Source organism: Bradyrhizobium zhanjiangense (genome assembly GCF_004114935.1).
Lineage (GTDB): Bacteria > Pseudomonadota > Alphaproteobacteria > Rhizobiales > Xanthobacteraceae > Bradyrhizobium > Bradyrhizobium zhanjiangense.
The window spans coordinates 6,260,729-6,286,733 of sequence record NZ_CP022221.1; the positions used below are offsets into that span (position 1 = coordinate 6,260,729).

At 64.7% G+C, this 26,005-nt stretch carries 25 protein-coding genes; 11 read left to right on the top strand and 14 right to left on the bottom strand.

Annotation, left to right across the window (positions count from 1 at the left end; genetic code table 11):
• The first annotated feature begins 70 nt into the window (after positions 1 to 70).
• Together XH85_RS30150 and XH85_RS30155 are read left to right on the top strand one after the other, a co-directional pair.
• The gene (locus tag XH85_RS30150) at positions 71 to 562 is read left to right on the top strand and encodes a MarR family winged helix-turn-helix transcriptional regulator (RefSeq protein WP_128934730.1); all 492 of its coding nucleotides are present in this window, start codon (positions 71 to 73) and stop codon (positions 560 to 562) included.
• Positions 562 to 1,044, top strand: a complete 483-nt coding sequence (locus XH85_RS30155) for a MarR family winged helix-turn-helix transcriptional regulator (RefSeq protein ID WP_128934731.1) — start codon at positions 562 to 564, stop codon at positions 1,042 to 1,044. The genes XH85_RS30150 and XH85_RS30155 overlap by 1 nt, the downstream gene beginning before the upstream one ends.
• 4 nt (positions 1,045 to 1,048) lie before the next feature.
• Here the strand turns inward: XH85_RS30155 and XH85_RS30160 are convergent, their stop codons facing one another.
• From XH85_RS30160 to XH85_RS30230, 14 genes are all read right to left on the bottom strand, one after another.
• Positions 1,049 to 1,777, bottom strand: a complete 729-nt coding sequence (locus XH85_RS30160) for an SDR family NAD(P)-dependent oxidoreductase (RefSeq protein WP_128934732.1) — start codon at positions 1,775 to 1,777, stop codon at positions 1,049 to 1,051.
• Between the two features lie 26 nt (positions 1,778 to 1,803).
• A complete protein-coding gene (locus XH85_RS30165; protein ID WP_164940220.1) occupies positions 1,804 to 3,420 on the bottom strand; it encodes an ATP-dependent acyl-CoA ligase in 1,617 nt (538 codons plus the stop codon).
• A 7-nt stretch (positions 3,421 to 3,427) separates the two neighbouring features.
• Positions 3,428 to 3,904, bottom strand: a complete 477-nt coding sequence (locus XH85_RS30170) for an aromatic-ring-hydroxylating dioxygenase subunit beta (RefSeq protein WP_091887573.1) — start codon at positions 3,902 to 3,904, stop codon at positions 3,428 to 3,430.
• The gene (locus tag XH85_RS30175) at positions 3,901 to 5,241 is read right to left on the bottom strand and encodes an aromatic ring-hydroxylating dioxygenase subunit alpha (RefSeq protein WP_128934733.1); all 1,341 of its coding nucleotides are present in this window, start codon (positions 5,239 to 5,241) and stop codon (positions 3,901 to 3,903) included. The genes XH85_RS30170 and XH85_RS30175 overlap by 4 nt, the downstream gene beginning before the upstream one ends.
• A gap of 18 nt (positions 5,242 to 5,259) precedes the next feature.
• Complete coding sequence (locus tag XH85_RS30180) at positions 5,260 to 6,210, bottom strand: PDR/VanB family oxidoreductase (RefSeq protein ID WP_128934734.1); 951 nt, start codon at positions 6,208 to 6,210, stop codon at positions 5,260 to 5,262.
• A 120-nt stretch (positions 6,211 to 6,330) separates the two neighbouring features.
• Positions 6,331 to 6,948: a flavin reductase family protein gene (locus XH85_RS30185; protein ID WP_128934735.1), complete on the bottom strand. Its 618-nt coding sequence runs from the start codon at positions 6,946 to 6,948 to the stop codon at positions 6,331 to 6,333.
• A gap of 228 nt (positions 6,949 to 7,176) precedes the next feature.
• The gene (locus XH85_RS30195) at positions 7,177 to 8,301 is read right to left on the bottom strand and encodes a mandelate racemase/muconate lactonizing enzyme family protein (protein ID WP_128934736.1); all 1,125 of its coding nucleotides are present in this window, start codon (positions 8,299 to 8,301) and stop codon (positions 7,177 to 7,179) included.
• Between the two features lie 44 nt (positions 8,302 to 8,345).
• Complete coding sequence (locus XH85_RS30200; protein WP_128934737.1) at positions 8,346 to 9,383, bottom strand: tagatose 1,6-diphosphate aldolase; 1,038 nt, start codon at positions 9,381 to 9,383, stop codon at positions 8,346 to 8,348.
• The gene (locus XH85_RS30205) at positions 9,380 to 10,339 is read right to left on the bottom strand and encodes a sugar kinase (protein WP_128934738.1); all 960 of its coding nucleotides are present in this window, start codon (positions 10,337 to 10,339) and stop codon (positions 9,380 to 9,382) included. The genes XH85_RS30200 and XH85_RS30205 overlap by 4 nt, the downstream gene beginning before the upstream one ends.
• Positions 10,336 to 11,409, bottom strand: coding sequence for an ABC transporter ATP-binding protein (locus XH85_RS30210; protein WP_128934739.1), 1,074 nt, complete (start codon positions 11,407 to 11,409; stop codon positions 10,336 to 10,338). Before XH85_RS30210 ends, XH85_RS30205 begins: the two co-directional genes overlap by 4 nt.
• 6 nt (positions 11,410 to 11,415) lie before the next feature.
• Positions 11,416 to 12,420 (bottom strand): zinc-dependent alcohol dehydrogenase family protein, encoded by a 1,005-nt coding sequence (locus tag XH85_RS30215; protein ID WP_128934740.1) that lies wholly within the window; start codon positions 12,418 to 12,420, stop codon positions 11,416 to 11,418.
• Between the two features lie 9 nt (positions 12,421 to 12,429).
• Complete coding sequence (locus XH85_RS30220) at positions 12,430 to 13,257, bottom strand: carbohydrate ABC transporter permease (RefSeq protein ID WP_128934741.1); 828 nt, start codon at positions 13,255 to 13,257, stop codon at positions 12,430 to 12,432.
• A gap of 4 nt (positions 13,258 to 13,261) precedes the next feature.
• Entirely contained in the window at positions 13,262 to 14,149 is an 888-nt protein-coding gene (locus XH85_RS30225; protein WP_128934742.1) for a carbohydrate ABC transporter permease, read from the bottom strand.
• Between the two features lie 59 nt (positions 14,150 to 14,208).
• On the bottom strand, positions 14,209 to 15,510 hold the full coding sequence (locus XH85_RS30230; RefSeq protein ID WP_128934743.1) for an ABC transporter substrate-binding protein: 1,302 nt from the start codon (positions 15,508 to 15,510) through the stop codon (positions 14,209 to 14,211).
• Between the two features lie 192 nt (positions 15,511 to 15,702).
• Between XH85_RS30230 and XH85_RS30235 the strand changes: the two genes are divergently transcribed.
• The 9 genes from XH85_RS30235 (at position 15,703) to XH85_RS30275 (ending at position 25,995) form a co-directional block, all read left to right on the top strand.
• On the top strand, positions 15,703 to 16,743 hold the full coding sequence (locus XH85_RS30235) for a LacI family DNA-binding transcriptional regulator (protein ID WP_164934570.1): 1,041 nt from the start codon (positions 15,703 to 15,705) through the stop codon (positions 16,741 to 16,743).
• Positions 16,744 to 16,753: 10 nt separating this feature from the next.
• Positions 16,754 to 17,488: an SDR family NAD(P)-dependent oxidoreductase gene (locus XH85_RS30240; protein ID WP_128934745.1), complete on the top strand. Its 735-nt coding sequence runs from the start codon at positions 16,754 to 16,756 to the stop codon at positions 17,486 to 17,488.
• Positions 17,489 to 17,692: 204 nt separating this feature from the next.
• Positions 17,693 to 18,943: an ABC transporter substrate-binding protein gene (locus XH85_RS30245; protein WP_128934746.1), complete on the top strand. Its 1,251-nt coding sequence runs from the start codon at positions 17,693 to 17,695 to the stop codon at positions 18,941 to 18,943.
• 119 nt (positions 18,944 to 19,062) lie between these two features.
• Positions 19,063 to 19,890 (top strand): helix-turn-helix domain-containing protein, encoded by an 828-nt coding sequence (locus tag XH85_RS30250; protein ID WP_128934747.1) that lies wholly within the window; start codon positions 19,063 to 19,065, stop codon positions 19,888 to 19,890.
• A 195-nt stretch (positions 19,891 to 20,085) separates the two neighbouring features.
• Positions 20,086 to 21,096 carry a branched-chain amino acid ABC transporter permease gene (locus XH85_RS30255; RefSeq protein WP_128934748.1) on the top strand — a complete coding sequence of 337 codons (1,011 nt, stop codon included), beginning with the start codon at positions 20,086 to 20,088 and terminating at the stop codon, positions 21,094 to 21,096.
• 1 nt (position 21,097) lies between these two features.
• A complete protein-coding gene (locus XH85_RS30260) occupies positions 21,098 to 22,180 on the top strand; it encodes a branched-chain amino acid ABC transporter permease (protein ID WP_128934749.1) in 1,083 nt (360 codons plus the stop codon).
• Positions 22,173 to 22,955, top strand: a complete 783-nt coding sequence (locus XH85_RS30265; protein WP_091887608.1) for an ABC transporter ATP-binding protein — start codon at positions 22,173 to 22,175, stop codon at positions 22,953 to 22,955. Before XH85_RS30260 ends, XH85_RS30265 begins: the two co-directional genes overlap by 8 nt.
• Positions 22,948 to 25,158, top strand: a complete 2,211-nt coding sequence (locus tag XH85_RS30270; protein WP_128934750.1) for an ABC transporter permease — start codon at positions 22,948 to 22,950, stop codon at positions 25,156 to 25,158. The genes XH85_RS30265 and XH85_RS30270 overlap by 8 nt, the downstream gene beginning before the upstream one ends.
• Positions 25,159 to 25,161: 3 nt before the next feature.
• A complete protein-coding gene (locus tag XH85_RS30275) occupies positions 25,162 to 25,995 on the top strand; it encodes a phosphoenolpyruvate hydrolase family protein (RefSeq protein WP_128934751.1) in 834 nt (277 codons plus the stop codon).
• Positions 25,996 to 26,005 lie beyond the last annotated feature (10 nt).

The window sequence follows — 26,005 nt, forward strand, 5'->3', positions numbered from 1 at the left end:
CGGTGCGCTAATCGGGGCTGACGATCTTCGGAATACCTCCGCCAGACGAACCCGGACCCCTGGTCACGCAATGCCGGCAGCACTGAAAGAGAACATCGTTCCCCTCGGGCAGATCGAGACCCGACTCTGGCTGCAGCTGCTGTCGCTGCACGGTGACATCTTCGCGTCGCTGAACGCGCTTCTGATCTCGGAGTTCGGCTTGTCACTGGCGAAGTTCGACGTGCTGGCCCAACTCGACCGCGACAGGAACGGCCTTGCGCTCGGGCAGTTGTCGCAGAACCTGAAGGTTTCCGGCGGAAACGTCTCGGGTTTGGTGCAGCGTCTCCTGGCCGACGATCTCATCAGCAAGGAAATGTCCAGCGAGGACCGCCGGTCCTTCATCGTCCGCCTCACGCCGAAGGGCGAAGCCCTGTTCCGGAAGGCCGCCGACATGCACAAGAGACATCTCAGCCAAAGGCTCGAGACCATTTCGGCCGGCGAACTGGACACCGCGCTGTCGGTGCTGCGGTCTCTTTCGGCAAAAATTCATACCCAGAGCAAGAAGCAAAGTCGCAAGAAATAATGGCGAGAGAATCCAAGAGCAGGTGGAAATCCGGCCCGCCGCGATCAAGGGACCAGCTGCAAGCCTACATCCCCTATCTGTTCAATCGGCTGGCAAATCGCTGGAACCTCGACCAGAACCGCGATCTCAGCGAGCACGGCATCAACAACGTCGTGTTTCGAACACTGTCGATCCTGTTCATCTACAAGACTCTCACCGTCAACGAAGTCGCCGTTCTCGCCGTGACCGAGCAATCGACCGCCAGCAGGATGGTCGAGTCGATGGTATCCTCGGGTCTCGTCAAGCGCGAGATCGCCGAGGACGACCAGCGCCGCCGGGTGGTGGCGTTGACGCCGGACGGCGAGGCGCTGTTGCGCAAGATCTGGCCCATCATGGAAAAGAACTATGAGCGGCTGACCGCCGGGATCGATCCGGACGAGATCGAGATCTGCGCGCGGGTGCTCGCCAGGATGGTCGAAAACATCAAGCAGAACCAGATCTGATCCGTCAGGGGCCGAGACCGACCAGGCTGGTGCCGCCGCAGACATACAGCACCTGCCCCGTCACGAAATCCGAGCGCTCGTCGAGGAAGAATTCGACCGCGTGCGCCACGTCCTCGCGCGCACCGAGCCGGCCGACCGGGACGTTGCGCGCCATTCGCTCCTGCCGCTCGGAATCCTTGGGGATGATGCCCCAGAAATTGTCGGTCAGGATCGGGCCCGGCGCGACGACGTTCACCGTGATGCCGCTGGACGCCAGCTCCAGCGCCCATGTCCGCGCCATGCCGTGCACGCCGGCCTTGGTGGCGGAATAGGCCGAGCGGGTCACGGCGCCCATCGCCGCGCGCGAGCTGACGAACACGATGCGGCCGAAACGGCGCGAGATCATGCCTCCCAGAGCGGCCTGAGTCAGGAGCATCGGTGCGCCGAGATGCAGCTGCGCAAGCTCCAGGATGTCCTCGGGCTTTGCATCCGGCAACAGGTTCGGCAGGATGATGCCGGCATTGTGCACGAGGCAATCAATCGCGTGGTTGGCGCCAATCTCCTGCGCGATGGCCCGCGCCTCCTCAAGGCTGGTCAGGTCCGCGCAATAGGCCGCGAGCAGATCGTGCGTCCAGCCCGGCTTCTCCAGCCCCACCGAGACCACGCGCTGTCCCTTGTCGACCAGCCTCTTCGCCAGCGCTTCGCCGATCCCGGAATTTCCGCCGGTGATGAGTGTGGTGCGTATTTGGCTCATGATCGGTGTCCTGCGGGCTTTCCGGGTCAGACCTGCCGCCGCTTCATCTCGCGGAGATCGAAGAACGCGCCATCCTGCATCAGCCTGGCGACGAGATCCTTCAAGCCGCCGCGCTGGATCTTCTCGGTTGCGGTCAGCGGCAGCCGCTCGACGAAGCAGATCCAGCCGGGCGCCTTGTAATAGGCCATCTGCTCCAGGCTCCAGCGCACGATGGCCTCGGCCAGCGCGCGGTCGGCGCCGGCCTGCTCGGCGATGATGACGGCCGCGACCTCGTCGCCGCGCAGCTGATCCGGGGTCGGCGCAATCGCGGCCTGCCGGATCGCGGGATGACGATTGAGGACGGATTCGACCTCGACCGCGGCGATGTTCTCGCCGGAGCGGCGGATGACGTTCTTCTTGCGGTCGACGAAATGCAGATCGCCATCCGCATCGCGCGAGACGATATCGCCGGTGTGCAGCCAGCCTCCGGCCCAGGCCTCCGCCGTGGCCTCGGGGTTCTTGAGGTATTCCCGGAAGAAGCCATAGCGCGGGTCCGCGCCTGCCCGCCGCACCAGCAGCTCGCCCGGCGTTTGCCCTGGCGTATCGACACCTCGATCATCGACGATGCGAGTCTCGATCTCCGGTGCCGGGCGGCCGAAGCAGCTGGTGCCGACCTTGCGCGGCTCAAGGTTGGCGGCGATCACGCCGCCACTGCCGGTCTCGGTCATCGCCCAGGCCTCGATCAGCGGGAAGCCGAAGCGCGCCTCGAAGGGGGCATGAAGCAGCTTGTCGACGCCGGCGCCGAACCCGAAGCGCACATTGTGCTGCCGGTCCTGTTCGGACGGCACGGCGCTCATCAGCATGGACGGCATGACGCCGAGATAGTGCAGGCACGTGGCGCGGCTCTCCCTGACCGAGGTCCACCAGCTGCGCGGGTGAAATCGATCGAGCATGGCCAGGCTGCCGCCGACCGAGACCATCGCCATCAGCGAGACCGCCATCGCGTTCATGTGGAACAGCGGCAGCGGCGTAATCATGCGCTCGCCATCTGGCTTCAGGCCGATCAGCCCGCCGGCGTCGCGATACCAGTTTCCGCTGTGCAGGAAATAATCGTTGGTGAGGACGCAGCCTTTCGGTTGCCCGGTCGTGCCGGACGTGTAGAGCAGCGCGCATTCGGTTGCGCTGCCCGCCGGCCGCAACGGCCGCGCACCGTCGTATGGCGCGGGAACGTCGCCGTCGTCGGTGACGACTGGGATCGGCCGGCCGGCCTGGCGCGCCGCCGTCGCCACCTCGGCGCAGCGCTCGGCGAGAACGAAGGCGGCATTCATCTCGGAATGGGAGATGATGTATTCGAGCTCGCTCATGCGCAGATCGGGGTTAATCGGCACCACGGAAACGCCAAGCGCGTTCAGCGCAAACCACAGCTCGATGAACACCGGCCGGTTCTGGAGCAGAAGCCCGACCCTGTGTCCTTCGCCATAGCCGCGGTCCGCGAACGCCTGCCGCCGGGCCTCGATCCGCGCGAGCATCGCGCGGTAGGAGATCTCGCCGGCTGCGATGCCGTAGATGCCGGCGGTCTCCGGCAACACGTTGAGGAAGCCGGCCTCGCCGCGGCGTAGCGCGGTGTCGCGAAAGCGGGCGTAGACTGTGGTCGCAGCGGTCAAGATACACTCACATGAAGAGCTGGATGTTGCCGAACGGCGCGTCGAAATTGACGAGATCGACGCGCTTGAGCTTGATCTTCAGGCCGTCGCCGACCTGCACGAGATCGTGCGATGCCCATCCCGAATAGCGCTCCAGCAGGTCGCCGCGCGTCTCGGTGTAGATGTAGGACGTGCGCGCCCTGAACACGCCGGCCGCAGCATCGCAGGCGATGATACGTGGCGCCTGAAGCAGATGGTGGCACCGGCTCTTCGGCTTCTGGCTGAAGGTGCGTTCCCCGGCGAGGCGTTCGACCCGCACCTTGAGCAGCAGCAGATCCTCGTACATCAGGGAGGGCTGGAGCACCGGGTCCTGCTGCTGCCATTCGAGCGGCATCCAATAGCGCCCTTCGGGATGAAACAGATCGAGCCAGCTCTGCCACTGCATGGTGTCGAGCAGCTCGGCCTCCCGATAGATGAAATCCGTGACGGCTTTCTCGTCGATCATTCCGCGACCTCGGCATGCTTGTCCATGCCCATGGTCATGAATTTGGCCCAGGCGTGAAACTGGTTGCGCATCTGCCGCTCGGAGGTGCCGTTGATGACGGCGGTGACATCAGGCTGTTCGTCGGGCTCGTAGAGGCGGCGCAGATTGATCCACTGATTGCCGTTGGACTTCAGGCCTTCCTGCGCGCGCTCGTACATCTCGAGGTCGTCGTGCCCGACGATCGAGGTCGGCGCGTTGATGAAGCGGTTGTACATCAGGGCACGCTCGTAGAGCTTGTCGGGCGCGCCGACCAGGCGATAGACCCAGCTCTCGACCAGCGTCCTGTCGACCGCGACCGGGATGAAATTGCGGAGGATCTGGACGGCGCCTTTGACCATGACGTTCGGGAAGTAGACGGTGTTGTGCCTGATATCGCCGAGGATCTCGTGAGCCCGCGTCTCGCCATAGGCCGCGACCATCTGCTCGAGATAGCCGTCGACGTCGGAATAGTTCGAATGGATCGAATTGGCGACGCCGGTGTGGCCATGGCCGTTGGGCCAGATCCGGATGCCGCTCTGCTCGTAGAATTCGTACGGGCTCATGAACGGGCCGTAGAGCTGCACCGCCATCGGCGTCTCCGTGGAATCGCCCTGCTCGCGTTTCCAGACCTTGACCGCGGTACCCGCCGAGCTCTCGTGCGCGACCATGGGATGGCAGGTGTCGGTCTGGTTCTCGACCAGCATCTTCCAATTGCAGGTGTGCATATAGCGGATCGGCGCGGCCACGACCTCGAGCTTGCCCTGTGGCGAGCGGTCGACCATGTTGTCGATGGTCGAAAGGCTCGGGCCGAAATAGTCCTCGAAGGACACGCCGGTCCCGCTCAGCCGCGCGAAGATGAAGTCGCGATAGATCGCGACGTTCTTGATTCTCGACAGGCCTTCATTCGCCTGGGTGTCGCCGAAACCGGTGCTCTCATAGCCCTTCTTCAAGGGGATCGCGAGCAGCGAGCCGTCGGTCCTAAACGACCATGCGTGATAGGGACAACGAAAGAACTTTCCGGCATTGCCGCAAGGCTCCGAGGCGATCTTGACGCCCTTGTGTGGACAACGGTTGTAGAAAACATGGATGGAACCGTCGGTATGGCGGCTCGCCATCACCGGCTGCCGGCCGATATTGGCGGTGATGAAATCGCCGGGCTTCGCCAACTGGCTCGCATGGCCGACATAGACCCAGCTGTTGGGAAACAGATGCGCCATCTCGAGCTCGAAGATTTCAGGATCGACGTAGACGTCGCGATGCACCTCCGCCTCGCGCACCAGCGCTGCGATCGACCGCGCATTTCCAGCGTATCCAGCCATGACGTTCCTGTCCTCGTCCTAGAGATCCAGCACCAGCCGTTCCGATTTTGCGCGCGACACACAGATCTGCATGACCTTGTTGGACGCCTTCTCGGCGTCGCTCAGGATGACATCGCGATGATCGGGAACGCCTGCGATCACGCCGCACTGGCAGATGCCGCAATCGCCGCGCCGACAGTCGGAGAGAACCTCGTGCCCCGCCGCTTCCAGCGCCTCGATGATGCTACGATCGGCTGCGACGGTGATGACCTCGCCCGTCGATCTGAGCTCCACCTCGAACGGACGGTTCGGCGCGCCCGGCAGCTCGGCCTTGAAGCGCTCGTCGTGGATGCGATCGGCGGCGATGCCCCTGGCGAGAGCTGCAGTCTTCACCGCTTCGATCATGCCTGCGGGACCGCAGACATAGACATGGGCGTTCGCAGGCGAGCCGTGCAGCGCGGCGGCGATGTCCAGGCACGAGGCGTCGTTGTCGTAGTGGATGGACAGAGTGCTCGCACACACCGTCTCCAGCTGCGGCAGGAATGCCAGCAGACCTGGCGCCCGTCCGGCGTAGTGAAGATGGTGGGCAACGCCCCTCGCCTTGAGCTCGGCCGCCATGGACAGGATCGGCGTGATGCCGATGCCGCCGGCGAACAGCAGCGCGGGCGCATCGTCCTCATGCAGCGGGAAATTGTTGACGGGCGCCGAAGCCGTCACGACATCGCCGATCTCGAGCGCATGCATGAAGGCCGAGCCGCCGGTCGACGTCCGCTCGCGCAGAACGCCGAGCGCAAGGACTCCCTCAGGCAGGCCCGGCAGGGCCATCAGCGAGTAAGGCCGGTCTCCCCCGCTTGGCAGCGACACGCGGATATGCGCTCCCGCCTGCCATCGCGGAACCGCACCGCCTTCCACGCCGAACAGAAGGCTTCGGATCGTCGGCGTCTCCGCCGCGACCGATTGCACCTTGAGCCTCAGCGGATGCGTGTCCATTGGCCGGGTCTTGCAATATATGAATTTGCATATTTTTAGACATATAATAATTTGGATGTCAATCGCTCGCTCGGGTCGACACGCGCTGGACCCAAACCCGAGGCCTGGCGCCGGCCGCCCCTATTCGATCGGCGCCGGCCGCACCAGCTGGAAGAGCTCGCGAGGCCTCGCATACCAGCCCGAGCCGTGCATGCGGGCAATGAGGTCGAGGTTGACCGTATCGATATGGCCTCGGCGCGCGTCGATCACGAACTGCTCGGCCACGTGAGCGCAGACGATCTCGCCGATCACGGCGATTTGCCGGGGCCCGGTCTCATGGACCGAGAGGGAGCGACATTCGAACGCAACCGGGCATCCCTTGATGAGCGGAGGCGAAATCATCTGCGCGGGAAGCGTCTCCAGCCCCGCAATCTCAATCTCGTCGATCCCGGAGGGAGCATCGACCGCCGTCGCGTTCATCGCTTCTGCCATCTGGTGCGGCACCAGGTGGACGGCGAACTCACCCATCTCGACGATATTCTGCGCCGTGTCCTTCAAACCTCGCTGCGGATGCCGCAGCAAGCCGAGCACCACCGTCGGCGGCTCATGCCCGAGAACGTTGAAGAAGCTGAAGGGCGCCGCATTGGCGATCCCATCGCGGGACCTCGTCGTCACCCACGCGATGGGTCGCGGCGTAACGGTGGCGGTAAGGATCTTGTAGCGGATATCCGCCGGAAGCTGACCCATATCGAAGAGCATCGGTCCCCCAATTGCGCGCGCGAACGGAGCTGACGGCTGAGAAGTTACGCCCCGCAGCCAAATGCGAGACGGTTTATTTGGTCATATACATATGACGAGGTCAAATAAGCGCGCAACGGCATCGGCCGCTGTCGTGATGCTCTGCTGCCGAACTTCACCGCCCTATCCGCACCGATCTTCGACCAGGCCGGATTCAAGATCGCGGCCATCACGATACGAGTCTCTTATCTAAATGGTGCGATGACGCTCGATAGATGAAAGATCAGGCGACACTCCGAGTCCCGGGTCTTGGTCCAATTCAATCATGCCTTCCGTCACGTTGAGGACTGGGCCGCAAAACAGATCGCGCAATGGATTGTCGTTGGCATCGACTTCCAGCCAGCCATCACCTCCGATACCGGCAAGGAGATGCGCCGAAGCAAGCAAGCCGAGGCCTCCACCGAGATAGTGCGGGCAAAACGTCTTGCCCACCTTCAGAATGTCGCGCGCCAGTGGGGCGCAGACACTGAGGCCGCCCCATTTCGCAATATCAGGCTGAACCACGCTGAGCACGTCTTCGGCCAAAACCTCCTTGAAGCCTTCGACGCTCGAAATGTTTTCGCCGGCGGCAATCGGCATCTTCGCTGCGGCGCGCAGCCTGCGCCATTCCTCACGCGGTCGATCGGCGCGAATCGGCTCTTCCAGCCAGCGCAGATCGAACTCGGCAAGCCGCGGCAGCATCTCCATCGCCTGCGTGACTGACCAGCCCTGATTGGCATCGGTGGCAAGCATGCCGGCACCGATGATCTGACGCAGCGTGACCAGATTGGCGAGATCGGTCTCGGCCCCGAAGCCAACCTTCAGCTTCAGCGCGCGATGGCCGCGCTTGAGCGCGGCCTCCGCCGTCTGCGCGGCTCCGCCGGGATTGATGCCGCTGGCATAGACCTTGATCTTGCGCGACTGACCGCCGAGAAGCCGCCACAAGGGCAAGCGCCGGCGGCGCGCCGAGAGGTCCCACAGCGCGAGATCGATGCCCGAAATCGCCTGCGCGAACGGACCGGGTTCACCGCATTGAAGCGCCAGAATTTCGGTGCCCTTGGTCAGCGCCTCGAAGGCCTGGCCAGGACCGTCGAACTTGCGTCCGACGAGGCCGGGGGCGAGCACCTCGTTGACGAGCCGGGCGCGATGCTCCGCGCCCGGAGCTGGAAAATTGGACCAGGCCTCACCCCATCCCTCAACGCCGTCCTCGTCGACAGCGCGAACGAAAACGGCGGGACGGTTGAGCATCTTGCCGAACGACGTCACCACCGGCGTCGCCAACGGATAGCGATAGCAGAACGCCTCGATCGAGCGGATGGTGAAGCTGTCAGTCATGTTGCGGATCCTGCGATCGGGATGAACCACGCAGAGCCACTATCTCAATAGGCGCGCGCGAAGTCACCTTCCTGCTTGATGTCAGTGAACACCGGAAAGCGCGCCTTCCACGGCGTGCCCTTGGCCGTGGTCAGCTTGTTGAGCCGTTCCAGCACGCCGAGGCCGTCCTTGCGCAGGCTCGCCGACACCGCCGCGCGGTCCGGAAAATTCTTCAGGACGGCATCGAGCCAGATGGTGCGGCCGGCGAGGAAGCCGCCCGCTCCCGCCGCATAGGCGAAGTCGAGGACGCGCTCGAACTTTTCCGGCGCAGCGCCGCCCGACAACAGCACCCAGGGGATGCTGCGCTCGCGGCAGATATCGCCGATCGCATCGAACTCCTTCTGTGCGGCCTTCGCTTCCGCGCTGCCGTCTCGGGCCGGCAGGCTGCCCGCCGCAAGCGGGCTCTCCAGCTTGAGGAGATCGACGCCGTATTCGGGCTTGGCAAACTCGCGCACGCTGTCGATGACAAGGCCCGGCAGCTTGCCCGGCGATTCCACATAGTCGGCGGTGTGATTGGCGCTGCCGAGGAATGGGTAGACCAGCAGCTCGAGGACATAGGGAATGTCGTGACGGGCGCAGTCCTCGCCGATCTCGCGCACGAAACGCTTCTGGTGCTCGTTCACCGCAGCGTCGGCATCCGGCCGGTACCAGGCCAGCACCTTGACGGCGTCGCCGCCCATGGCGCGGATCTTCTCCACGCTCCAATTGGTAATCGCGCGCGACTTGCGGCCGCCCGCCGTTTCCTCGACGCGGTGCTCCTCGAGCGTCATGATCAGGCCGCAGCGCGGCGGCAAGAGATCGATCGCGGCTGGCACGGCAAAGTTCGGGTCGAACAGCATCGAGCTGCAATGCGGCGCGAGGTTCTCGACGAGAAGACGCTTGGCCGCCGTGACATCGGAATATTCGACCTGATCCCGCGTGATGCCCTTTGCCTTGGCGATGGCGTCGAACAGTGGCGGCCGCTGGTCCAGCGCGACCATGCGAAAGTGGCCATCCGCGTCAGCCAGCCGTGCCAAGCCGCGGTTCTTTCCAATCGTTCTCATGGCTTCGTCCTCATGAATGCAAGACACTCGTTGATATCGGGGATTCCGTTGCGGCCACCGGCATGGCGGCATTTCATGGCGGCTGTCGCCGCCGAAAACGCCATGGCGGCGCGCACATCGAGGCCGCCGCCGATCGCAAGCGCATAGGCGCCGTGAAAGACGTCGCCGGCGCCCGTGGTGTCGACGACCTCGACGGCATAGGCCGCCTGCCGATGCGACTGGCCGTTCTCGTACCAGCTCACGCCTCCCTCGCCGCGCGTGACGGCGATGACCCGGCAGCCGAAGCGCGCGAGCGCCGCGAGAGAGTCATCCTTGGCCGAGCCGGCAAAAGATGTGAGCGCGGGCTCCGAGAAGATCGCGTGGTCGGTCAGCGGCAGCAGCCGCTCGAACACCTCGGCGTCGGTCATGTCGCCGTCGAGCACAGTCGGAATGCCGCGCGCGCGGGCCTCGCTAAACAGCGTCGCTGCGCCCTCGACCCAGCGCGGATCGGCCAGCACGGAGGATGCGCCCGCGACGGCTTCGAGCGGAAGCCAATCCGCGGCTTCCGGAAAGAGCCCGCGGAAATTGACGATCTGCCGCTCACCGGAACTGTCGACGATGATCCCGGAGACGGACGAGCGGCCGTCGGGAAACAGCCGAAAATTCTCGACATCGACGCCTTCGGCCGTGAAGGCCGATTTCATCTCATGGCCGGCGGCGTCATTCCCTGCCCGCCCCCAGAACGCGACGGACGCGCCGAGCCTTGCTATCGCGACCGACGCGTTGGCAGCCATGCCGCCGCCAAGCGTGCCGTAACCAGCAGCCTTGATCTTCTCGCTTTGACCCGCGAACAGGCGATCGACGCGCCAGACCTGGTCGAGCGCCGACAGACCCAGGCAGATCACGTGCACGGACCTCGCCTTTGACGCCACGTCCGCCAGCGCCTTGAGATCACCGATGTGCGCGGATGCACTCACCGCAGGACCTGTCCGTTGGCCGCATCGAACAAATGCGTCTTGCCCGCTTGCGGACGAAGGCTGAGACGATCGCCGACCTTCGGCCGCAGCGATGGATCGACCCGCGCGATCGCGGAGGCACCGGCGAGATCGAAATGGATCAGCGTATCCGAGCCGAGCGGTTCGACCAACTTGACATTGATGGCAAGACCGTCGGCGGCATCCGCGGCCACGGTGAAATGTTCAGGGCGGATGCCGAGAACGGCATTGCCGGCCTGACGCAGGCGGCCTGCGGCCGCGCCGTCGAGCGGCACTGCCGTTCCGCCTTGCGAAAGGAGCGCACGCTCCTGCCGCCACTCGACCGGAAAGAAATTCATGGCGGGCGAACCGATGAAGCCGGCGACGAACTGGTTGGCGGGCCGCTCGTAGACCGTCTCCGGCGTGTCGTATTGCTGGATCGTGCCGCTCTGGAGCACCACGATCCGGTCGGCCATGGTCATGGCTTCGATCTGGTCGTGCGTGACGAAGACCATGGTGGTCTTCAACTCCTGCGACAGCGCCTTGATCTCGGCCCGCACCTGCCCGCGCAGCTTCGCGTCGAGATTGGACAGCGGCTCGTCGAACAGGAACGCCTTGGGATTGCGCACGATGGCGCGGCCCATGGCGACGCGCTGACGCTGGCCGCCCGACAGCTCCTTCGGCTTGCGGTCGAGATAAGCCTCGATGTGCAACAGCGCCGCGGCGCGCTTGACGCGGGCGTCGATCTCCGCCTTCGGCACGCCACGCAACTCCAGCGCAAATGACATGTTGTCGTACACCTTCATGTGCGGATAGAGCGCGTAGTCCTGGAACACCATCGCGATGTCGCGCTGCGCGGCCTGCACGCCGTTGACGCGCTTGTCGCCGATATAGAGATCTCCCGACGAAATCGGCTCGAGCCCTGCGATGATGCGCAGCAAGGTCGATTTGCCGCAGCCGGACGGGCCGACGAAGACGACGAATTCGTGGTCCGCGATCTCCAGATTGAGATCGGGGATCACGGTGAAATTGCCGTAGCGCTTGACGAGATTGCGGATCGAGATCGAGGCCATGATCGCTTAGTCCAGCGCCAGAACCGGCTTGATCAGCTCGCCCTTGGCGAAGCGGGCGAAATTCTCGGGCAGAGCCGACAGGCCGAACTCGCCATCGACGAGGACGCGGTATTCGTCCTTGTACTTGCGCAGCAGCTCGATATTCGGCTCGAAATCCGAGACCGGGAAGTAGAAGGTCCGGATCATGTAGAAATCCTTGCGCCGAAACACCTTGCCTTCCTCGATGGTCCAGGGCGCGGCGTTCTCGCCGACCAGCACCAGGGCGCCGCGCGGCAGCACCAGCTCGATGCCGAGGTTGCGCGCCGCATGCGCGCCGGAGCATTCCATGATGAGGGCAAAGCGCTTGGCGGTATCGCCGACGGGGTGCGCCTTCGCGCCGAAGGATTGCGCGATCTTGAGGCGCGCGGCATTGGGATCAGCGACGTAGACGTTGTCGTAGCCGAGTGCGCGGAGCGCCAGCACAACGCCGAGGCCGACCGGCCCTGCCCCCATCACGAGAACCGGTCCGGCTTCGGCCGGCGGCACGACACGGCCGACGAAGCGCACGGCGTGGCCGGACGTGCCGATGGTGTCGAGCAGCAGCGGCGCAAGGCTGTCCTCGATATCGTCGGGCACCGGCAGCAGGCAGTTCTCCGGCACCGGCACATATTCGGCGTAGCCGCCCGGCCTGTTCCAGCCGATCAGGCTGGAGACTTCCAGGCACATCTGGGTGTCGCCGCGCTTGCAGGCGGCGCAGTGATCACAGTGCAAGGGGATATAGACGGCGCAGCGGCGGCCGTGCAGGCGATGACCGGGCTGCTCGACGACGCCAAAGATCTCGTGGCCCGCGGTGAACTCGGCGCCCTTGTGCCAGAGCTTGAAGTCCGAACCGCACAGCGCGGTACGCGAGACGCGCACGAGCACCTCGCCGGTGCCGACATCGGGCATCGCCACACGCTCGATGGTGATGCGGTCGTTGCCGTGAAAGACCGCGGCCTGCATGATCGAATTGGGACGAGGTGACAAGTTCATTTCAGATACCTAACCTTTCACCGCACCGAGCGTCAGCCCGGACACCAGCCAGCGCTGCACGAGGGCTGCCAGCACCAACGGCGGCAATGCGATCAACGTCGCCGCGGCCATCAGCGCGCCCCACTGCGTCGAGCCTTCGCCGATGAAGTTGAAGGCCGCCGCGATCAGCGTCTTGGTGTCGCCGTTGGAGAGCACCAGCGCAAACAGGAAGTAGTTCCACGAGAACACGAAGGCGAGGATCGCCGAGACGGCGACGCCGGATGCCACCAGCGGCAGCGCGATGCGCCAGAGGATGCGCGTGACGCTGCACCCATCCACCTGCGCGGCCTCGAACACGCTGCGCGGGATGCCGTCGAAGGACGGCAGCAGGACCCAAATCACGATCGGCAGCGTGATCACAGCGTGGCTGAGGATCAGCGCGGTGTAGGAGCCGATCATGCCGACCTGCCGGAACATGACGTACCACGGCAGCAGGAACAGCGTGCCCGGAGCCATGCGCGCCGCCAGCGTCAGGATCGCCGGCCACGAAATCCGGGTCCAGGAGACCGCGAAGGCGGCGGGGATTCCGAACAGCAGCCCAAGCGCGGTCGAGCCGACGGTGACGATGAGGCTGTTGAGCGCATAGCTCAGGAACGGCGTGGTCTTGGTCAGCTCGACATAGTTATCCAAGGTCGGCGTGAAGATCAGCGTCGGCGGATAGGCCGTCACCTCGAAGGACGGCTTGAATGAAGACAGCACCATCCAGACCGTCGGCGCCATGATGATGATCCCGGCGAGCACGAGCTGCACCAGGTTGAGCCAGCGGATCCAGCGGTCGGTATTGGCAGCGTCGGTCATGGCGTCACCATGCGACTGCGCCGCGCAGGCGGTTGAAGACGAGCACCGCGCCGAACACGATCGCCGTCAGCGTCAGCATCAAGGCGCTGGCATAGCCGATGTTGAAGAACTCGAAGCCGACCCGGAAGCCGTAGATATTGAGCGTATTCGACGCGTTCCCCGGACCGCCCTGGGTGGTGATGTAGATGATGTCGAAGAAGCGCAGGAGATCGACGCTGCGCAGGATCGCCGCGGTGACGATGGTGGGCAGCAGCAGCGGCAGCGTGATGCGCTGGAAGGTCCTGAAGGGGGATGCGCCGTCGATCTGCGCGGCCTCATAGACGCTCGGCGGGAGAGATTGCAGGCCCCCCAGCACGATCAAGGCGACGTAAGGCGTCCACTGCCAGCTGTCGATCAGAGCAACCGTCGGAATGACGAGTGACGGCGAGGCCAGCCACTCCGACGGCGGCAGGCCGAACGATTGCAGGATGTAGTTGGCCGCCCCCAGTGAGGGATCGAGGATCACCAGCCACATCATGCCCGCCACCACCGGCGGCATCATGAACGGCGAGATGAACAACGAGCGCACGATCCCCGGCAGGCGCTTGGCGTGAAACAACACCAGCGCGAGCCAGACACCGAAGACGAGCTGCAGCACCAGTGACAGCACATAGAGCGCGATCGTGACCCATAGCCCGTGCCAGAACTCGTAGTCGGAGACCAGCTTGGAATAGTTGGCAAGGCCCGCGAAGGACTGCTTGCCGGTCGAGGAGAAATTCTGGAAGCCGAGCCAGACCGTGTAGACGACGGGAAACGCGATCATCGCGACCGTGAAGATCACGGCCGGTGCCGAAAGCACCGACATTTCCAGCCTCTGCCGGTCCTGCGTGAGTGTCGCAGCCGCATCAGACATGCGTGCGTTTCCTTGAAAATGACGAGGTGCCGGCAGGCAAGCCTGCCGGCAGCAAGCGATTACTTCTGGGCGATCAGCGCATCCAACGCCTTGTCGGCATCTGCGCAGGCCTGATCGATCGGCTTCTGCTTCAGGATCAGATCCTGCACCGCCTGGCCGATGAACTCGCGCGATTCCGGGTTGGCTACGATGGGATAGCCGACCTCGGACGAGCCCTTGGTGGCGAGCACGTCGAGCGCGGCCTGCCATTCCTTGCGGACCGGCTCCTCGTCGATCCACTTGCGATAGTCGGGATCCTTGGCGACCGACGGACGCGGCGGGGCAATGCCCTGGAGCGCCATCTTCTTCTGCACCTCGGGGCTGGTCGCCCATTGCACGAAGTACCAGGCCGCCTCCGGCTGCTTGCTGTGCGAGGACACCGCCATGCCCCAGCCGATCGTGGTCGGCACCTGGCCGGCCTCGCCCGCCGGGAACGGCAACAGGCCGGTGTCCTTCAGGCGCGCACCGCCTTCCATCACCGTGCGCAATTCATTCGAGGATTCGAACGCCATCGCGGCGCGCCCGCCGCGATAGAGCGCGGAAATCTGCTGGAAGCTGTAATTGACGACGCCGGGCGGTCCGAACTCGCGCAGCAGCCGGCTATAGGTGTCGAGCGCCTCCTTGCCCTTGGCCGAGCAGAGGTTCGACTTGCCGCCGGCAATGTAGCTGCCGCCGATATTGTGCAGCATGTTGCTGAAGGTATAGGCGACCGCGGGCTTGAGACCGCGCGAGACGAACGGCGTCACCGCACTGTCGCAAGCCTTGATCTTCGCGGCGGCTGCTTCGACCTCCTTGATGGTCTTCGGCGCCTCGAGGCCGCACTTCTTGAAGATGTCGGTGCGGTAATAGAAGATCGGCCCCTCGATGTTCATCGGCATGCTGGTCAGCTTGCCACCGAACGTCGCGGCCTTCAGCAGCGCCTGGCTCAGCCCTGCCGGATCGTATTCCTTGGCCACCTCGTTCTTGGCCATCGCGGTGAGATCACCGTACCAGCCGGCGGCGGCGAACTGCTCGCCCTCGCGCGAGGGCAGCGTCATGAACACATCGACCTCGTCGCTGTTCGCGTTCATGACGGTGACCAGGCGCTGGCGCATCTGCTGCTCCTGATAGCCGTCGACCTTCAGGGTCATGCCGGTCAGCTTCTCGAAATCGGCCTTGTAGGTCAGCAGCGCCTGCGCGACCGGATTGTTGTTGGCGAGAAAGGTGACGGTCTTGCCCTTGAACTTCATCCAGTCGAAATCGGCCGCGTGCGCCTGCGCACTGGCCGCCGCAATCGCGAGAACGGGCAACGCGACATGGGTCGCGAGCATCCTAGCCTTCATCGAACTCTCCTCCCGGCTGGCCGCCTTAAGCTGGCGGACCTTTTTGAACACGTTTGAGCACCACTTGAAAACGGTTACAATCTAGACCTCACATCCACGGTGTCAAGCGATGGACAGGCGTCACAATCTGCGGCAGATTTGCATCATCTTCGTGACTTCACGGCTCACCACGCAGGATGTAACGTTACATTCATGAGACTGACCAACGCCAAGTCCGTGAAACAGGGCATCCGCGCCGTGGCGGCCCGCGCCGGCGTGTCGACGGCGTCGGTCTCGCGCGCTCTCAACAATCCCGATGCGGTGAGCCCATCCCTGCGTGCGCGCATTGAACAGGCCATCGACGCGCTGGGCTACATCCCGCATGCGCCGGCGCGCATCCTGTCGTCGCGGCGCTCGCGCACCCTCGGCGCGATCGTACCGACGATCGACAACACGATGTTCGCGCGCGGCATCGCCTCGCTCCAGCAGTATCTTTCCTCGGTCGGATACATGCTGTTTCTCACCACGAGCGGATATGATCTCGATGTCGAATTGCAGCAAGCGCGCAACCTGATCAGCCGCGGCGTCGACGGTCTCGTGCTGCGCGGCGATTGCCATCACGACGGATTGCGCAAGCTACTGGCCGACAACGCGGTGCCGTTCATTAATGTCGGCATCTACCAGCCCGACCGGCCCTACCCTTGCGTCGGCACCGACAATGAGGCAGCCGCCCATCGCGCCGCCGCTCACGTCATCGAGCTCGGCCATCGCCGCATCGGGATCGTCTCGGCCCTCCAGCGCAACAACGACCGCGCCAGCGCCCGCGTCGCCGGCTTTCGCCGTGCGCTGGCCGAGAACGGGCTCGAGCTGCCGCCACAATGGCATGTCGAGGTGCCCTATACGCTGGACGACGCACGCGAGGCGGCTCGCTATCTGCTCAACCTCAAAGACCGTCCGACGGCCGTGGTGTGCGGCAACGACGTCATCGCCTATGGCGTGTTGCTCGAGGCGGAGCGCGACGGGTTCTCCGTGCCGCGCGATCTTTCGGTGGTTGGCTTCGACGACCTCGACTGGAGTCGCCATTTGCGGCCGAGCCTGACCACGATCCACGTCCCGACCGCAGAAACCTGGCAGCGCGCCGGAGAATATCTGGTGCGCAGCCTCGCCGGCGAGCAGACCATCATGCATCGCGAAATCGACTTCTCGCTGGTGGTCCGCGAATCGACGGCTCCGCCTCCGAAATCGCTGAAGTGAGACAGTCCCGATGAATTCGAATTTCTCCCTCGCAACCGGCTTTCATGCCGTCGTGATCGGCGGCGCCGGCGACATTGGCGCGGCAATCAGCAACCAGTTTTGCGACCTCGGCGCGACGGTGACTGCAACCGGCGCGAACGAGGCCGATCTTGCCCGCACCCTGCTCAAGCCACGCACCGGGCTCACGCTCGCGACGCTGGATGTCACCGATGATGCCGCCGTCACGTCCTTCGCGCGGCAGCACACGCGCGTCGACGCGCTAGTCAACTGCGCCGGCATCCTCGCGCGCGACAAGGAATTCGAGATCGAGACCTTCATGAAGGTGCTCGACGTCAATCTCACCGGCACGTTCCGGAGCTGCATGGCGTTCCACCCGCGGCTCGTGGAGACGAAGGGCTCGATCGTCAACATCGCCTCGATGAACGCGACGTTGGCGCTGCCACGGATTCCCGCTTATTGCGCCAGCAAGGGCGGCGTCGTGATGCTGACCAAGGCGCTGGCTTTGAAGTGGGCCGACGAAGGCATCCGCGTCAATGCGGTGGCGCCCGGCTATATCGAAACGGCGATCAACGCCGCCGGCCGCACCGACCGTGCCCATTATCAGCGCATTGCCGACCGGACCGAGTTCAAGCGCTGGGGACAGCCGGAGGACATCGCCGGGGCAGTCGCCTTTCTGTGCATGCCGGCTTCGCAATATGCGACCGGCACCGTGGTCGCGGTCGACGGGGGATTCCTCGCGGGATGACCCCGCATCCCAGACCTGTTGCACCGCGAAACCATTTGCGCCGCAACATCCAAAATGAGACTGCCCGTCAAGCCGAACGAGGCGTCCACGCATGCACCGCATGCGACTTCGGCTAGCCTCCCCGTCAAATCCGCGAGCCCTTCGAGCTGCGGGCGCAGCGCCAGTCCGGCGCGGCGACAAATCGACGACACAGGGAGGAGCACAATGTCGAAATGCAGTGTGGGGCTGCTGGCGCTGAGCAGCCTGTTTCTTTCAGGCGCCGCGATCGCGCAGGAAAAGATCAAGGTGGGGGTGACCGCAACGCTCGAAGGCACCTACACGGTGCTCGGCGAGGACGGCATGCGCGGCCATCAGACCGCCCTCAACGTACTCGGCAAGAAGGTCGGCGACAAGGAACTTGAATTCATCGTGGCCTCGACCGATGCAACGCCGGACTCCGCCGTGCGCGCCGTGCGCAAGCTGATCGAGCAAGACAAGGTGCAGATCCTGCTTTCGCCGCTCTCCGGCGACGAGGGCATCGCGGTGAAGAACTTTGCGAAGACTCACCCAGAGCTGACCTTCATCAACGCGGCCTCCGGCGCCCAGGAAACGACTTATGTCGATCCGGCCCCGAACTTCTTCCGCTACAACATGGACGGCGCACAGTGGCAGGTCGGCCTCGGCAAATACGCCTATGAGGAAAAGAAGTATCGCAAGATCGCAACCGTCGGCGAGGACTACTCCTTTATCTACACCCAGGTGTTCGGGCTAGTGCTCGAGTTCTGCGGCATGGGCGGACAGGTGACCAACCGGCAATGGGTGCCGCTCGGAACGAAGGATTTCGCCTCCGTCATCGCCGCCCTGCCCGACGACGTCGACGCCATCTATCTCGGGCTTGGCGGCGCCGATGCCGTCAACTTCCTCAACCAGTATCAGCAAGCCGGCGGCAAGGCGCATCTGATGGGCGGTTCCATCATGATCGACCAGACCATCCTGTCGTCGAAGGGCAACGCCAAGAACGCGCTGATCGGCACCATCGCGGCGAGCGGTCAGGCCGATACCTGGGAGGATCCGGGCTGGCAGAAGTTCGTGAAGGCCTATCAGGACGCCTTCCCGCCCAACAAGCGCTTCCCAAGCCCGTCGCTGCTCGCGACCAACTACTATGGTTCAACCATGGCGCTGATCCTCGCACTGCGTCAGGTCAATGGCGACCTCTCCAACAACCAGGCGAAATTCAAGGAAGCACTGGCGAAGATCGAGCTCGATGCGCCGAACGGCAAGATCAAGCTCGACGCCAACCGCCAGGCGATCGGCACCAACTTCGTCACCGAAGTCGTCGATGACGGCAAGGGCGCGCTGTTCAGCAAGGTCGTGAAGGTGATCCCGAACGTGAACCAGACGCTCGGCTATGATCCGGCCGTGTTCTCCAAGATCGGGTTGCCGGGCCGCACGGTACCGGAATGTAAGAAGTACTGACGCATCACGCCTGCGGAGGCGGAGAGCGACTTGCTGACGCGGTCGCTCTCCGCTCTTGCAATCTCGTCGGCGTTATTGAACGCTGGCCGAAAAGACAAGAACATTCGGGAGGGGAAGGCATGAGCCGTGCGCTCGCCGTCTTCCACGGCCGCTTCGGCCGGGCGACGGTTTATCAGTTGAACCGCCCTTTCAATATTCACGCCCATCGTGAAGGTCATCTGATCTTCCATGTCGGCGGCATGCCGGCATGCATCGATGTCTCCAACGGGCATTATGATCTCACCGAATCCTCCGTGGTCGCCGTCAATCCATGGGAGCCGCATAACTTCCTGCCGGCCGATCTCGACGGCGGCGCGATCTTCTTCGTGCTGTACGTCAATGCCGAATGGTTTGCGCCGGATGCATCCGGCTCCGATCGCATGCGTTTCGGCCGCACCCAATTCAGGCGCACGCCGGCACTCGATAAGCACATCAGGCGGACCGCCGCGCTCGTGTGCGGCGCACCATCGCTTTCCAGCCTCGATTCCGAGCTGCGGCGGCTGATCGACATCTGCTACGACGAAAGCTGGCAGCAAGCTGAGATCGCGCGCGATCCGCGCGCCAATGGCGCCGTGACCGACTTCCGTGTGCGCAAATGCATCAGGCTGATGTCGGAGAGTCCCGGGGCCGAGATGGAGCTCGATACGATTGCGCGGGAATCCGGTCTGTCTCGGCCGCATTTCTACCGGCTGTTCCGGGTCCAGACGGGCGTCACGCCGAACCTCTATCTCAACACGCTGATCATGGAACAGGCGCTCGAAGCGCTGGTGGCGAGCGAGGCGCCGATAGCCGATATCGGCTTCGATCTCGGCTTCTCCTCGCAAAGCGGCTTCACCCGCTTCTTCGCCGCCAATGTCGGGATGGCTCCGACAGATTATCGTCGTGCGGCCAAAGTTTTGCGCGCCTGATCGCTGCGCGAAAAGATACTCACGATCAAATGTCCTCCTCGCAGCCCGGCTAGGATGTGGGCAACGCGATCCCGCTAGAGGATTGCGAGTCCAGGGAGGACGTTCGCCCATGGCGAGGTACGCAGCCGCTGCGAGGCTGTCTGACCTACACTCGATGAGCCTTCGGCGTGCCGCCTGGGCGAACGGGCGGCGCACATGAGCCGCTTTGTCGAACGCCATCCCGCCTGGGCGCTGATCGCAATCATTGCCATTGCCGTCGGGCTCTGGCTGATCTTCGCGGTCTGGCCGCCGGGCCTCGAAGAGGCCATCGGCCGCAAGCGTGTCTTCCTCAACGCCGTCTTCAACGGCATCACGCTCGGAGGGCTCTACTTCCTCGTCGCCAGCGGCTTCACGCTGATCTTCGGCCTGATGCGCAACGTCAATCTCGCGCACGGCTCGCTCTATCTGTTCGGCGGCTATGTCGGCTACGCCGTCAGCGCCTCGACCGGCTCCTGGATCCTCAGCTTCATCGTCGCTTTTATCCTGACTGCCCTGGTCGGCGTCCTGCTCCAGCTGATCGTATTCCGCCGGATGGAGGGACAGGATCTCCGGCAGACCATGGTGACGATCGGGCTTTCGATCGTATTTGCCGATCTGATGCTATGGGCCTGCGGCGGCGACTTCTATCAGATCCAGACGCCGAATTGGCTGATCGGCCCGGTGGAGCTGCCGCTGATCACCGCGATCAAATCTTCGGGCGAGCCGGTCTATCTCAGATATCCACTGGTGCGGCTCGTGATCTTCGCCGCTTCCGTGATCATCGGCGTGGCGATGTGGCTCGTGCTCAACCGCACCCGGATCGGCATGATCATCCGCGCCGGCGTCGATGATCGCGATATCCTTGCCGCGACCGGCGTGCGCATCCAGCTCGTCTTCGTGCTGGTGTTCGCCTTCGGCGCAGGACTTGCCGGCATCGCCGGCGTGGTCGGCGGCACCTTCCAGTCATTGTCGCCCGGCGAGGACATCCGCTTCCTGCTGGCTTCCCTCGTCGTCGTGATCGTCGGCGGCATGGGCTCGATCCCCGGCGCCGCGCTCGGCGCGCTGATCATCGGCCTCGCCGAACAGCTTGGCTCGGTCTACATCCCGACCTACGCCATCGTCGTGACCTTCCTGATCATGGTGCTGGTGCTGGCGATCCGGCCGCAAGGCCTATTGGCGAGGCGCTGAGATGTCGCTCGCCCACGATGCCCGCGTTGCCGTTCCTCCCGCCACAATGGCGCAGCGCCCGGCAGGGTCATGGCCGGAGGTCAACAATCCCGCCGCCTGGATCGTGGCAATCATTCTCCTGATCATGCCGCTGATCGCGAGCGGCTTCTTCCTGATCGAGATCTTCGCCTCCACCTTGATCCTCGGCACCATGGCGCTCAGCCTGATGTTCCTCGCCGGCTATGGCGGCATGGTCAGCCTGATGCAGCTCACCATCGCGGGCTTCGCGGCCTACATGGTCGCCGTGTTCGGCGTCAGCGGCAATGCCAATATCAGCCTGGGCTGGCCGTGGTGGCTCGCGGTCCCGATGGCGCTGGCGCTGGCGACCGCCTTCGGCACGCTCGGCGGCGCGCTCGCGGTCCGCACCGAGGGCATCTACACCATCATGATCACGCTCGCCATCGGCGCGGCGTTCTACTATTTCACCAACCAGAACTGGGCGATCTTCAACGGCCATACCGGCATCAACACCGTGGCCACCCCGCACTTCTGGGGCGTGAACTGGCGCGCCGATATTCCCTTCTATTACGTCGTGCTCGCGGTCGCCGCGCTCTGCTATTTCGCGGTCGAATATCTCTCCCGCGCTCCTTTCGGCCTTGCCCTTCAGGGCGTGCGTGACAATCCGCGGCGCATGGCTGCGCTCGGCTTCAACGTCAATGCGCACCGCGTCGCGGCCTACGCCTTCGCCTCCTTCGTGGCCGCGCTGGCCGGCGTGCTCCAGGTCTGGAACTACCGGCAGATCTCGCCGGGCTCGGTCAGCGTCGGCGCCTGCATCGATGTGCTGATCATCGCGGTCGTCGGCGGCATCACGCGCCCGATCGGGCCTTTCATCGGCGCTCTGATCTTCGTGCTGCTGCGCACCTTCGCACTCGACTTCTTGGTCAGGCTTGGGCTTGATGGCAATCGCTTCCGCCTGCTGATCGGGCTCGGTTTCCTCGCCATCGTGTTTTGGTCCTCGGACGGCGTCATCGGCCTATGGCAGCGCTGGCGCAACAGTCAGCGCCGCAGCGCCGACCGTTCCGGTGGAGGCCGCCGCCGTGGATAGCGTCGCCCAGCGCCTCTCCGCCGTCGGTGCCGGCGCCGCGCTGGAGCTGCGCGGCGTGACGCGCCTGTTCGGCGCGCTGGCAGCGCTGACCGACGTCACCATCACCGTGCGTCCGGGCGAGCGGCGCGCGGTGCTCGGTTCGAACGGCGCAGGCAAGACCACGCTGTTCAATTGCATCACCGGCGACTTCCCGCCCTCCTCCGGCACCATCCGCTTCTTCGGCGAGGACGTCACGCACTTCCCGCCCTATGAACGCATCCGGCGCGGGTTGCGGCGGACCTATCAGATCTCGGCACTGTTTCCCGGCCTCACCGTGCAGGACAATGTCTATCTCGCTTGCCGCGGCGTCTCGCGCGGACGCTTCTCGTTCCTGCGTCCGGGACAGAACGATGCCCTGATGCATGCGGCGGACAATCTCGTGCAGGCCGTCCATTTGGCCGCCGTGAAGGACCAGCGAGTGGCCGAGCTCGCGCACGGCCAGCAGCGCCAGCTCGAGATCGCGCTCGCGCTCGCGGGCGCCCCGCGCTTCGTCCTGTTCGACGAGCCGGCCGCCGGCCTGTCGCCGACCGAACGGGCCGAGCTGATCGAGATCCTGACCTCACTGCCGGCGCATATCGGCTACATCATCATCGAGCACGACATGGACGTCGCTTTACGCGTCGTCGAAAGCGTCACGATGATGCACAACGGCCGCATCTTCAAGGAAGGCCTGCCGCAGGAGATCCAATCCGATCCCGAGGTGCAGGAGCTCTATCTCGGAGGCGGCCATGAATGAGGTCCGCCGCAGCAAGGCCGCGCTCGAGGTCCGCGGCCTCGATGTCTACTATGGCCACTCGCACGCCCTGCAAGGCGTCGATCTCACCCTGGAGAGCGGCGTGTTCTCCGTCGTCGGCCGCAACGGCATGGGCAAGACCACGCTGTGCAAGGCGATCATGGGTCTGGTGGGCGTGAGCGGCGGCTCGATCCGCGTCCGCGGCGAGGACATCACGCGGCGGGCACCGGCGCAGATCGCCCGGCTCGGCGTCGGCTATGTGCCGCAAGGACGCCGTCTCTGGCGCTCGCTCAGCGTCGACGAGCATTTGCGGCTCGCCGGCGGCCTGCGGCCTGGCGCCTGGACCGTCGATCGCATCTACGAGACTTTCCCGCGTTTGGCCGAACGCAAGGATCACGGCGGCGGCCAGCTCTCCGGCGGCGAGCAGCAGATGCTGGCGATCTCACGCGCGCTGCTCACTAATCCGCATCTTCTCATCATGGACGAGCCGACCGAAGGCCTCGCGCCCGTCATCGTGGCGCAGGTCGAGGAGATGCTGCTGCGGCTTGGTGAGGACGGCGATATGTCCGTGCTCGTGATCGAGCAGAACATCGGCGTCGCCACCGCGATCTCGCGCAACGTCGCGATCATGGTCAATGGCCGCATCAACCGCATCATCGACTCCGCGCGCCTCGCCGCCGACCGCGAGCTCCAGCAGCGCCTGCTCGGCGTCGGGCTTCACGCCGAGCTCGAGCCGGATATCGACGTAGCCGCATCCGCTGACGACACGAAGCCGGCACCGCCGCCACGCCGCGACGGACCGATCCGCATCTACATCTCCAACCCGACGCTCCCGACTCGATGGTCGCAACCGGCGCCGATCGCCCGTATCGAGGCCGCAGCGCGCACGCTCTCGACGCAAATCGCGCGGCTTGACGAGACGACGCGGCGCAAGCGCGAGCCGCTGGCGGCGCAGGCCGCCGGCCCACCCGTCGTGCTGGTCGTCGGCACGCTCGACACCAAGGGCCAGGAGCTGCGCTTCATCCGCGACATCATCGCGGAAAGCGGCCTGAGGACGCGGCTGGTCGATGTTTCGACCAGTGGCAAGCATTCGTCGTGCGATGTCTCTGCGCAGGAGATCGCCCTCAACCACGGCCGCGGCGGCTCCGCTGTGTTCGGTCCCGATCGCGGGGCCGCCGTGACCGCGATGGCTGATGCATTTGCCAACTGGCTGCGGCGCCAGGGCAATGTCGCAGGCGTGATCTCGGCCGGCGGCTCGGGCGCGGCGTCGCTCGTCGCCCCGGGCATGCGCGCGCTTCCCGTCGGCGTGCCCAAGCTGATCATTTCCTCCGTCGCCTCGGGCGATGTCGGGCCCTATGTCGGCCCCGCCGACATCACGATGATGTACTCGGTCACCGACGTACAGGGGCTGAACTCGATCTCGCGCGCGGTGCTGGCCAACGGTGCCAATGCGCTCGCCGGCATGGTCAAGGCGCGGCTCGATGCGCGCGCCGCAACGGCGCGCGAGACCGGCGGCCTGCCCTCGGTCGGTATCACCATGTTCGGCGTCACCACGCCCGCGGTGCAGAGGATCGCAGCGGAGCTGCGCGACGATTTCGAATGTCTCGTCTTCCATGCCACCGGAGTCGGCGGTCGCTCCATGGAGAAGCTCGTCGACTCCGGGCAGCTCGCCGGGGTCATCGACCTCACAACCACCGAGATCTGCGATCTGCTCATGGGCGGCGTGTTTCCCGCGACGGAAGACCGCTTTGGCGCCATCATCCGCAGCCGCCTGCCCTATGTCGGCTCGGTCGGCGCGCTCGACATGGTCAATTTCGGCGCGCCCGAGACCATTCCCGAACGCTACCGCGGCCGCAAGTTTCACGTCCACAATCCGCAGGTGACGTTGATGCGGACCACTGCCGAAGAGAATGAGCGCATGGGCCGCTGGATCGGCGAACGGCTCAACCAGATGGACGGCCCCGTGCGCTTCTTCCTGCCCGAGGGCGGCGTGTCCGCACTCGATGCGCGCGGCCAGCCATTCTGGGATCCGGACGCCGATGCGGCGCTGTTCCGCACGCTGGAGCGCACTGTGCGGCAGACCGGCAACCGCCAGCTCATTCGCGCGCCGAAGAACATCAACGATCCCGAGTTCGCCGTCGCCATAGTCGGTGCGTTCCGGACCCTGTTCGGCCGCGCCGGGGCGCGCCGAAGAGTAGCGAGGTGACCGATGGCGAGGTTTGAACGCGCAGCGCTCCTGAAGACGTTTCGCGACATGGCAAGGCGCGGTGAGCCGATCGTCGGTGGCGGCGCCGGCACCGGTCTGTCAGCCAAGTGCGAGGAAGCCGGCGGCGTCGATCTCATCGTCATCTACAATTCCGGCCGCTACCGGATGGCCGGCCGCGGCTCGCTCGCGGGTCTGATGGCTTACGGCGATGCCAACGCCATCGTGCTGGAAATGGCAAACGAAGTGCTGCCGGTGGTGGCGAGAACGCCGGTGCTGGCGGGCGTCAACGGCACCGACCCATTCCGCGACATGGACGTGTTTCTCGACCAGTTGAAGGCGCTCGGGTTTGCCGGCGTCCAGAACTTTCCGACCGTCGGCCTGATCGACGGCACGTTCCGCGCCAATCTCGAAGAGACCGGCATGTCCTATGCGCTGGAGATCGACATGATCGCCAAGGCGCACGACAAGGACATGCTGACCACCCCCTATGTGTTCAGCGAGAAGGAGGCCGCCGCGATGGCGATCGCCGGCGCCGACATCATCGTCTGTCACATGGGCCTGACGACCGGCGGTACCATCGGTGCGCAGACCGCGCTGAAGCTCAAGGACTGTCCCGCGCAGATCGACACCTGGGCGTCCGCTGCGCTCAGCGTCAATCCGGACATCCTGGTGCTCGCTCATGGCGGCCCGATCGCGGATCCCGCCGATGCCAATTTCATCATGAAGAACACCCGCCATTGCCATGGCTTCTACGGCGCCTCCTCAATGGAGCGACTGCCCGTGGAGCGGGCGCTGACGGAGCAGGTGCGTCAATTCAAGGCGATCGGCGCGCGGTAACGCCGAAGGT

Excerpts from the sequence above, each read along its gene's own strand:
- XH85_RS30150 (WP_128934730.1), top strand. The coding sequence starts at position 71 with ATGCCGGCAGCACTGAAAGAGAACATCGTTCCCCTCGGGCAGATCGAG.
- XH85_RS30155 (WP_128934731.1), top strand. The coding sequence starts at position 562 with ATGGCGAGAGAATCCAAGAGCAGGTGGAAATCCGGCCCGCCGCGATCA.
- XH85_RS30160 (WP_128934732.1), bottom strand. The coding sequence starts at position 1,777 with ATGAGCCAAATACGCACCACACTCATCACCGGCGGAAATTCCGGGATC.
- XH85_RS30170 (WP_091887573.1), bottom strand. The coding sequence starts at position 3,904 with ATGATCGACGAGAAAGCCGTCACGGATTTCATCTATCGGGAGGCCGAG.
- XH85_RS30175 (WP_128934733.1), bottom strand. The coding sequence starts at position 5,241 with ATGGCTGGATACGCTGGAAATGCGCGGTCGATCGCAGCGCTGGTGCGC.
- XH85_RS30180 (WP_128934734.1), bottom strand. The coding sequence starts at position 6,210 with ATGGACACGCATCCGCTGAGGCTCAAGGTGCAATCGGTCGCGGCGGAG.
- XH85_RS30185 (WP_128934735.1), bottom strand. The coding sequence starts at position 6,948 with ATGCTCTTCGATATGGGTCAGCTTCCGGCGGATATCCGCTACAAGATC.
- XH85_RS30195 (WP_128934736.1), bottom strand. The coding sequence starts at position 8,301 with ATGACTGACAGCTTCACCATCCGCTCGATCGAGGCGTTCTGCTATCGC.
- XH85_RS30200 (WP_128934737.1), bottom strand. The coding sequence starts at position 9,383 with ATGAGAACGATTGGAAAGAACCGCGGCTTGGCACGGCTGGCTGACGCG.
- XH85_RS30210 (WP_128934739.1), bottom strand. The coding sequence starts at position 11,409 with ATGGCCTCGATCTCGATCCGCAATCTCGTCAAGCGCTACGGCAATTTC.
- XH85_RS30215 (WP_128934740.1), bottom strand. The coding sequence starts at position 12,420 with ATGAACTTGTCACCTCGTCCCAATTCGATCATGCAGGCCGCGGTCTTT.
- XH85_RS30220 (WP_128934741.1), bottom strand. The coding sequence starts at position 13,257 with ATGACCGACGCTGCCAATACCGACCGCTGGATCCGCTGGCTCAACCTG.
- XH85_RS30225 (WP_128934742.1), bottom strand. The coding sequence starts at position 14,149 with ATGTCTGATGCGGCTGCGACACTCACGCAGGACCGGCAGAGGCTGGAA.
- XH85_RS30230 (WP_128934743.1), bottom strand. The coding sequence starts at position 15,510 with ATGAAGGCTAGGATGCTCGCGACCCATGTCGCGTTGCCCGTTCTCGCG.
- XH85_RS30235 (WP_164934570.1), top strand. The coding sequence starts at position 15,703 with ATGAGACTGACCAACGCCAAGTCCGTGAAACAGGGCATCCGCGCCGTG.
- XH85_RS30240 (WP_128934745.1), top strand. The coding sequence starts at position 16,754 with ATGAATTCGAATTTCTCCCTCGCAACCGGCTTTCATGCCGTCGTGATC.
- XH85_RS30245 (WP_128934746.1), top strand. The coding sequence starts at position 17,693 with ATGTCGAAATGCAGTGTGGGGCTGCTGGCGCTGAGCAGCCTGTTTCTT.
- XH85_RS30250 (WP_128934747.1), top strand. The coding sequence starts at position 19,063 with ATGAGCCGTGCGCTCGCCGTCTTCCACGGCCGCTTCGGCCGGGCGACG.
- XH85_RS30255 (WP_128934748.1), top strand. The coding sequence starts at position 20,086 with ATGAGCCGCTTTGTCGAACGCCATCCCGCCTGGGCGCTGATCGCAATC.
- XH85_RS30260 (WP_128934749.1), top strand. The coding sequence starts at position 21,098 with ATGTCGCTCGCCCACGATGCCCGCGTTGCCGTTCCTCCCGCCACAATG.
- XH85_RS30270 (WP_128934750.1), top strand. The coding sequence starts at position 22,948 with ATGAATGAGGTCCGCCGCAGCAAGGCCGCGCTCGAGGTCCGCGGCCTC.
- XH85_RS30275 (WP_128934751.1), top strand. The coding sequence starts at position 25,162 with ATGGCGAGGTTTGAACGCGCAGCGCTCCTGAAGACGTTTCGCGACATG.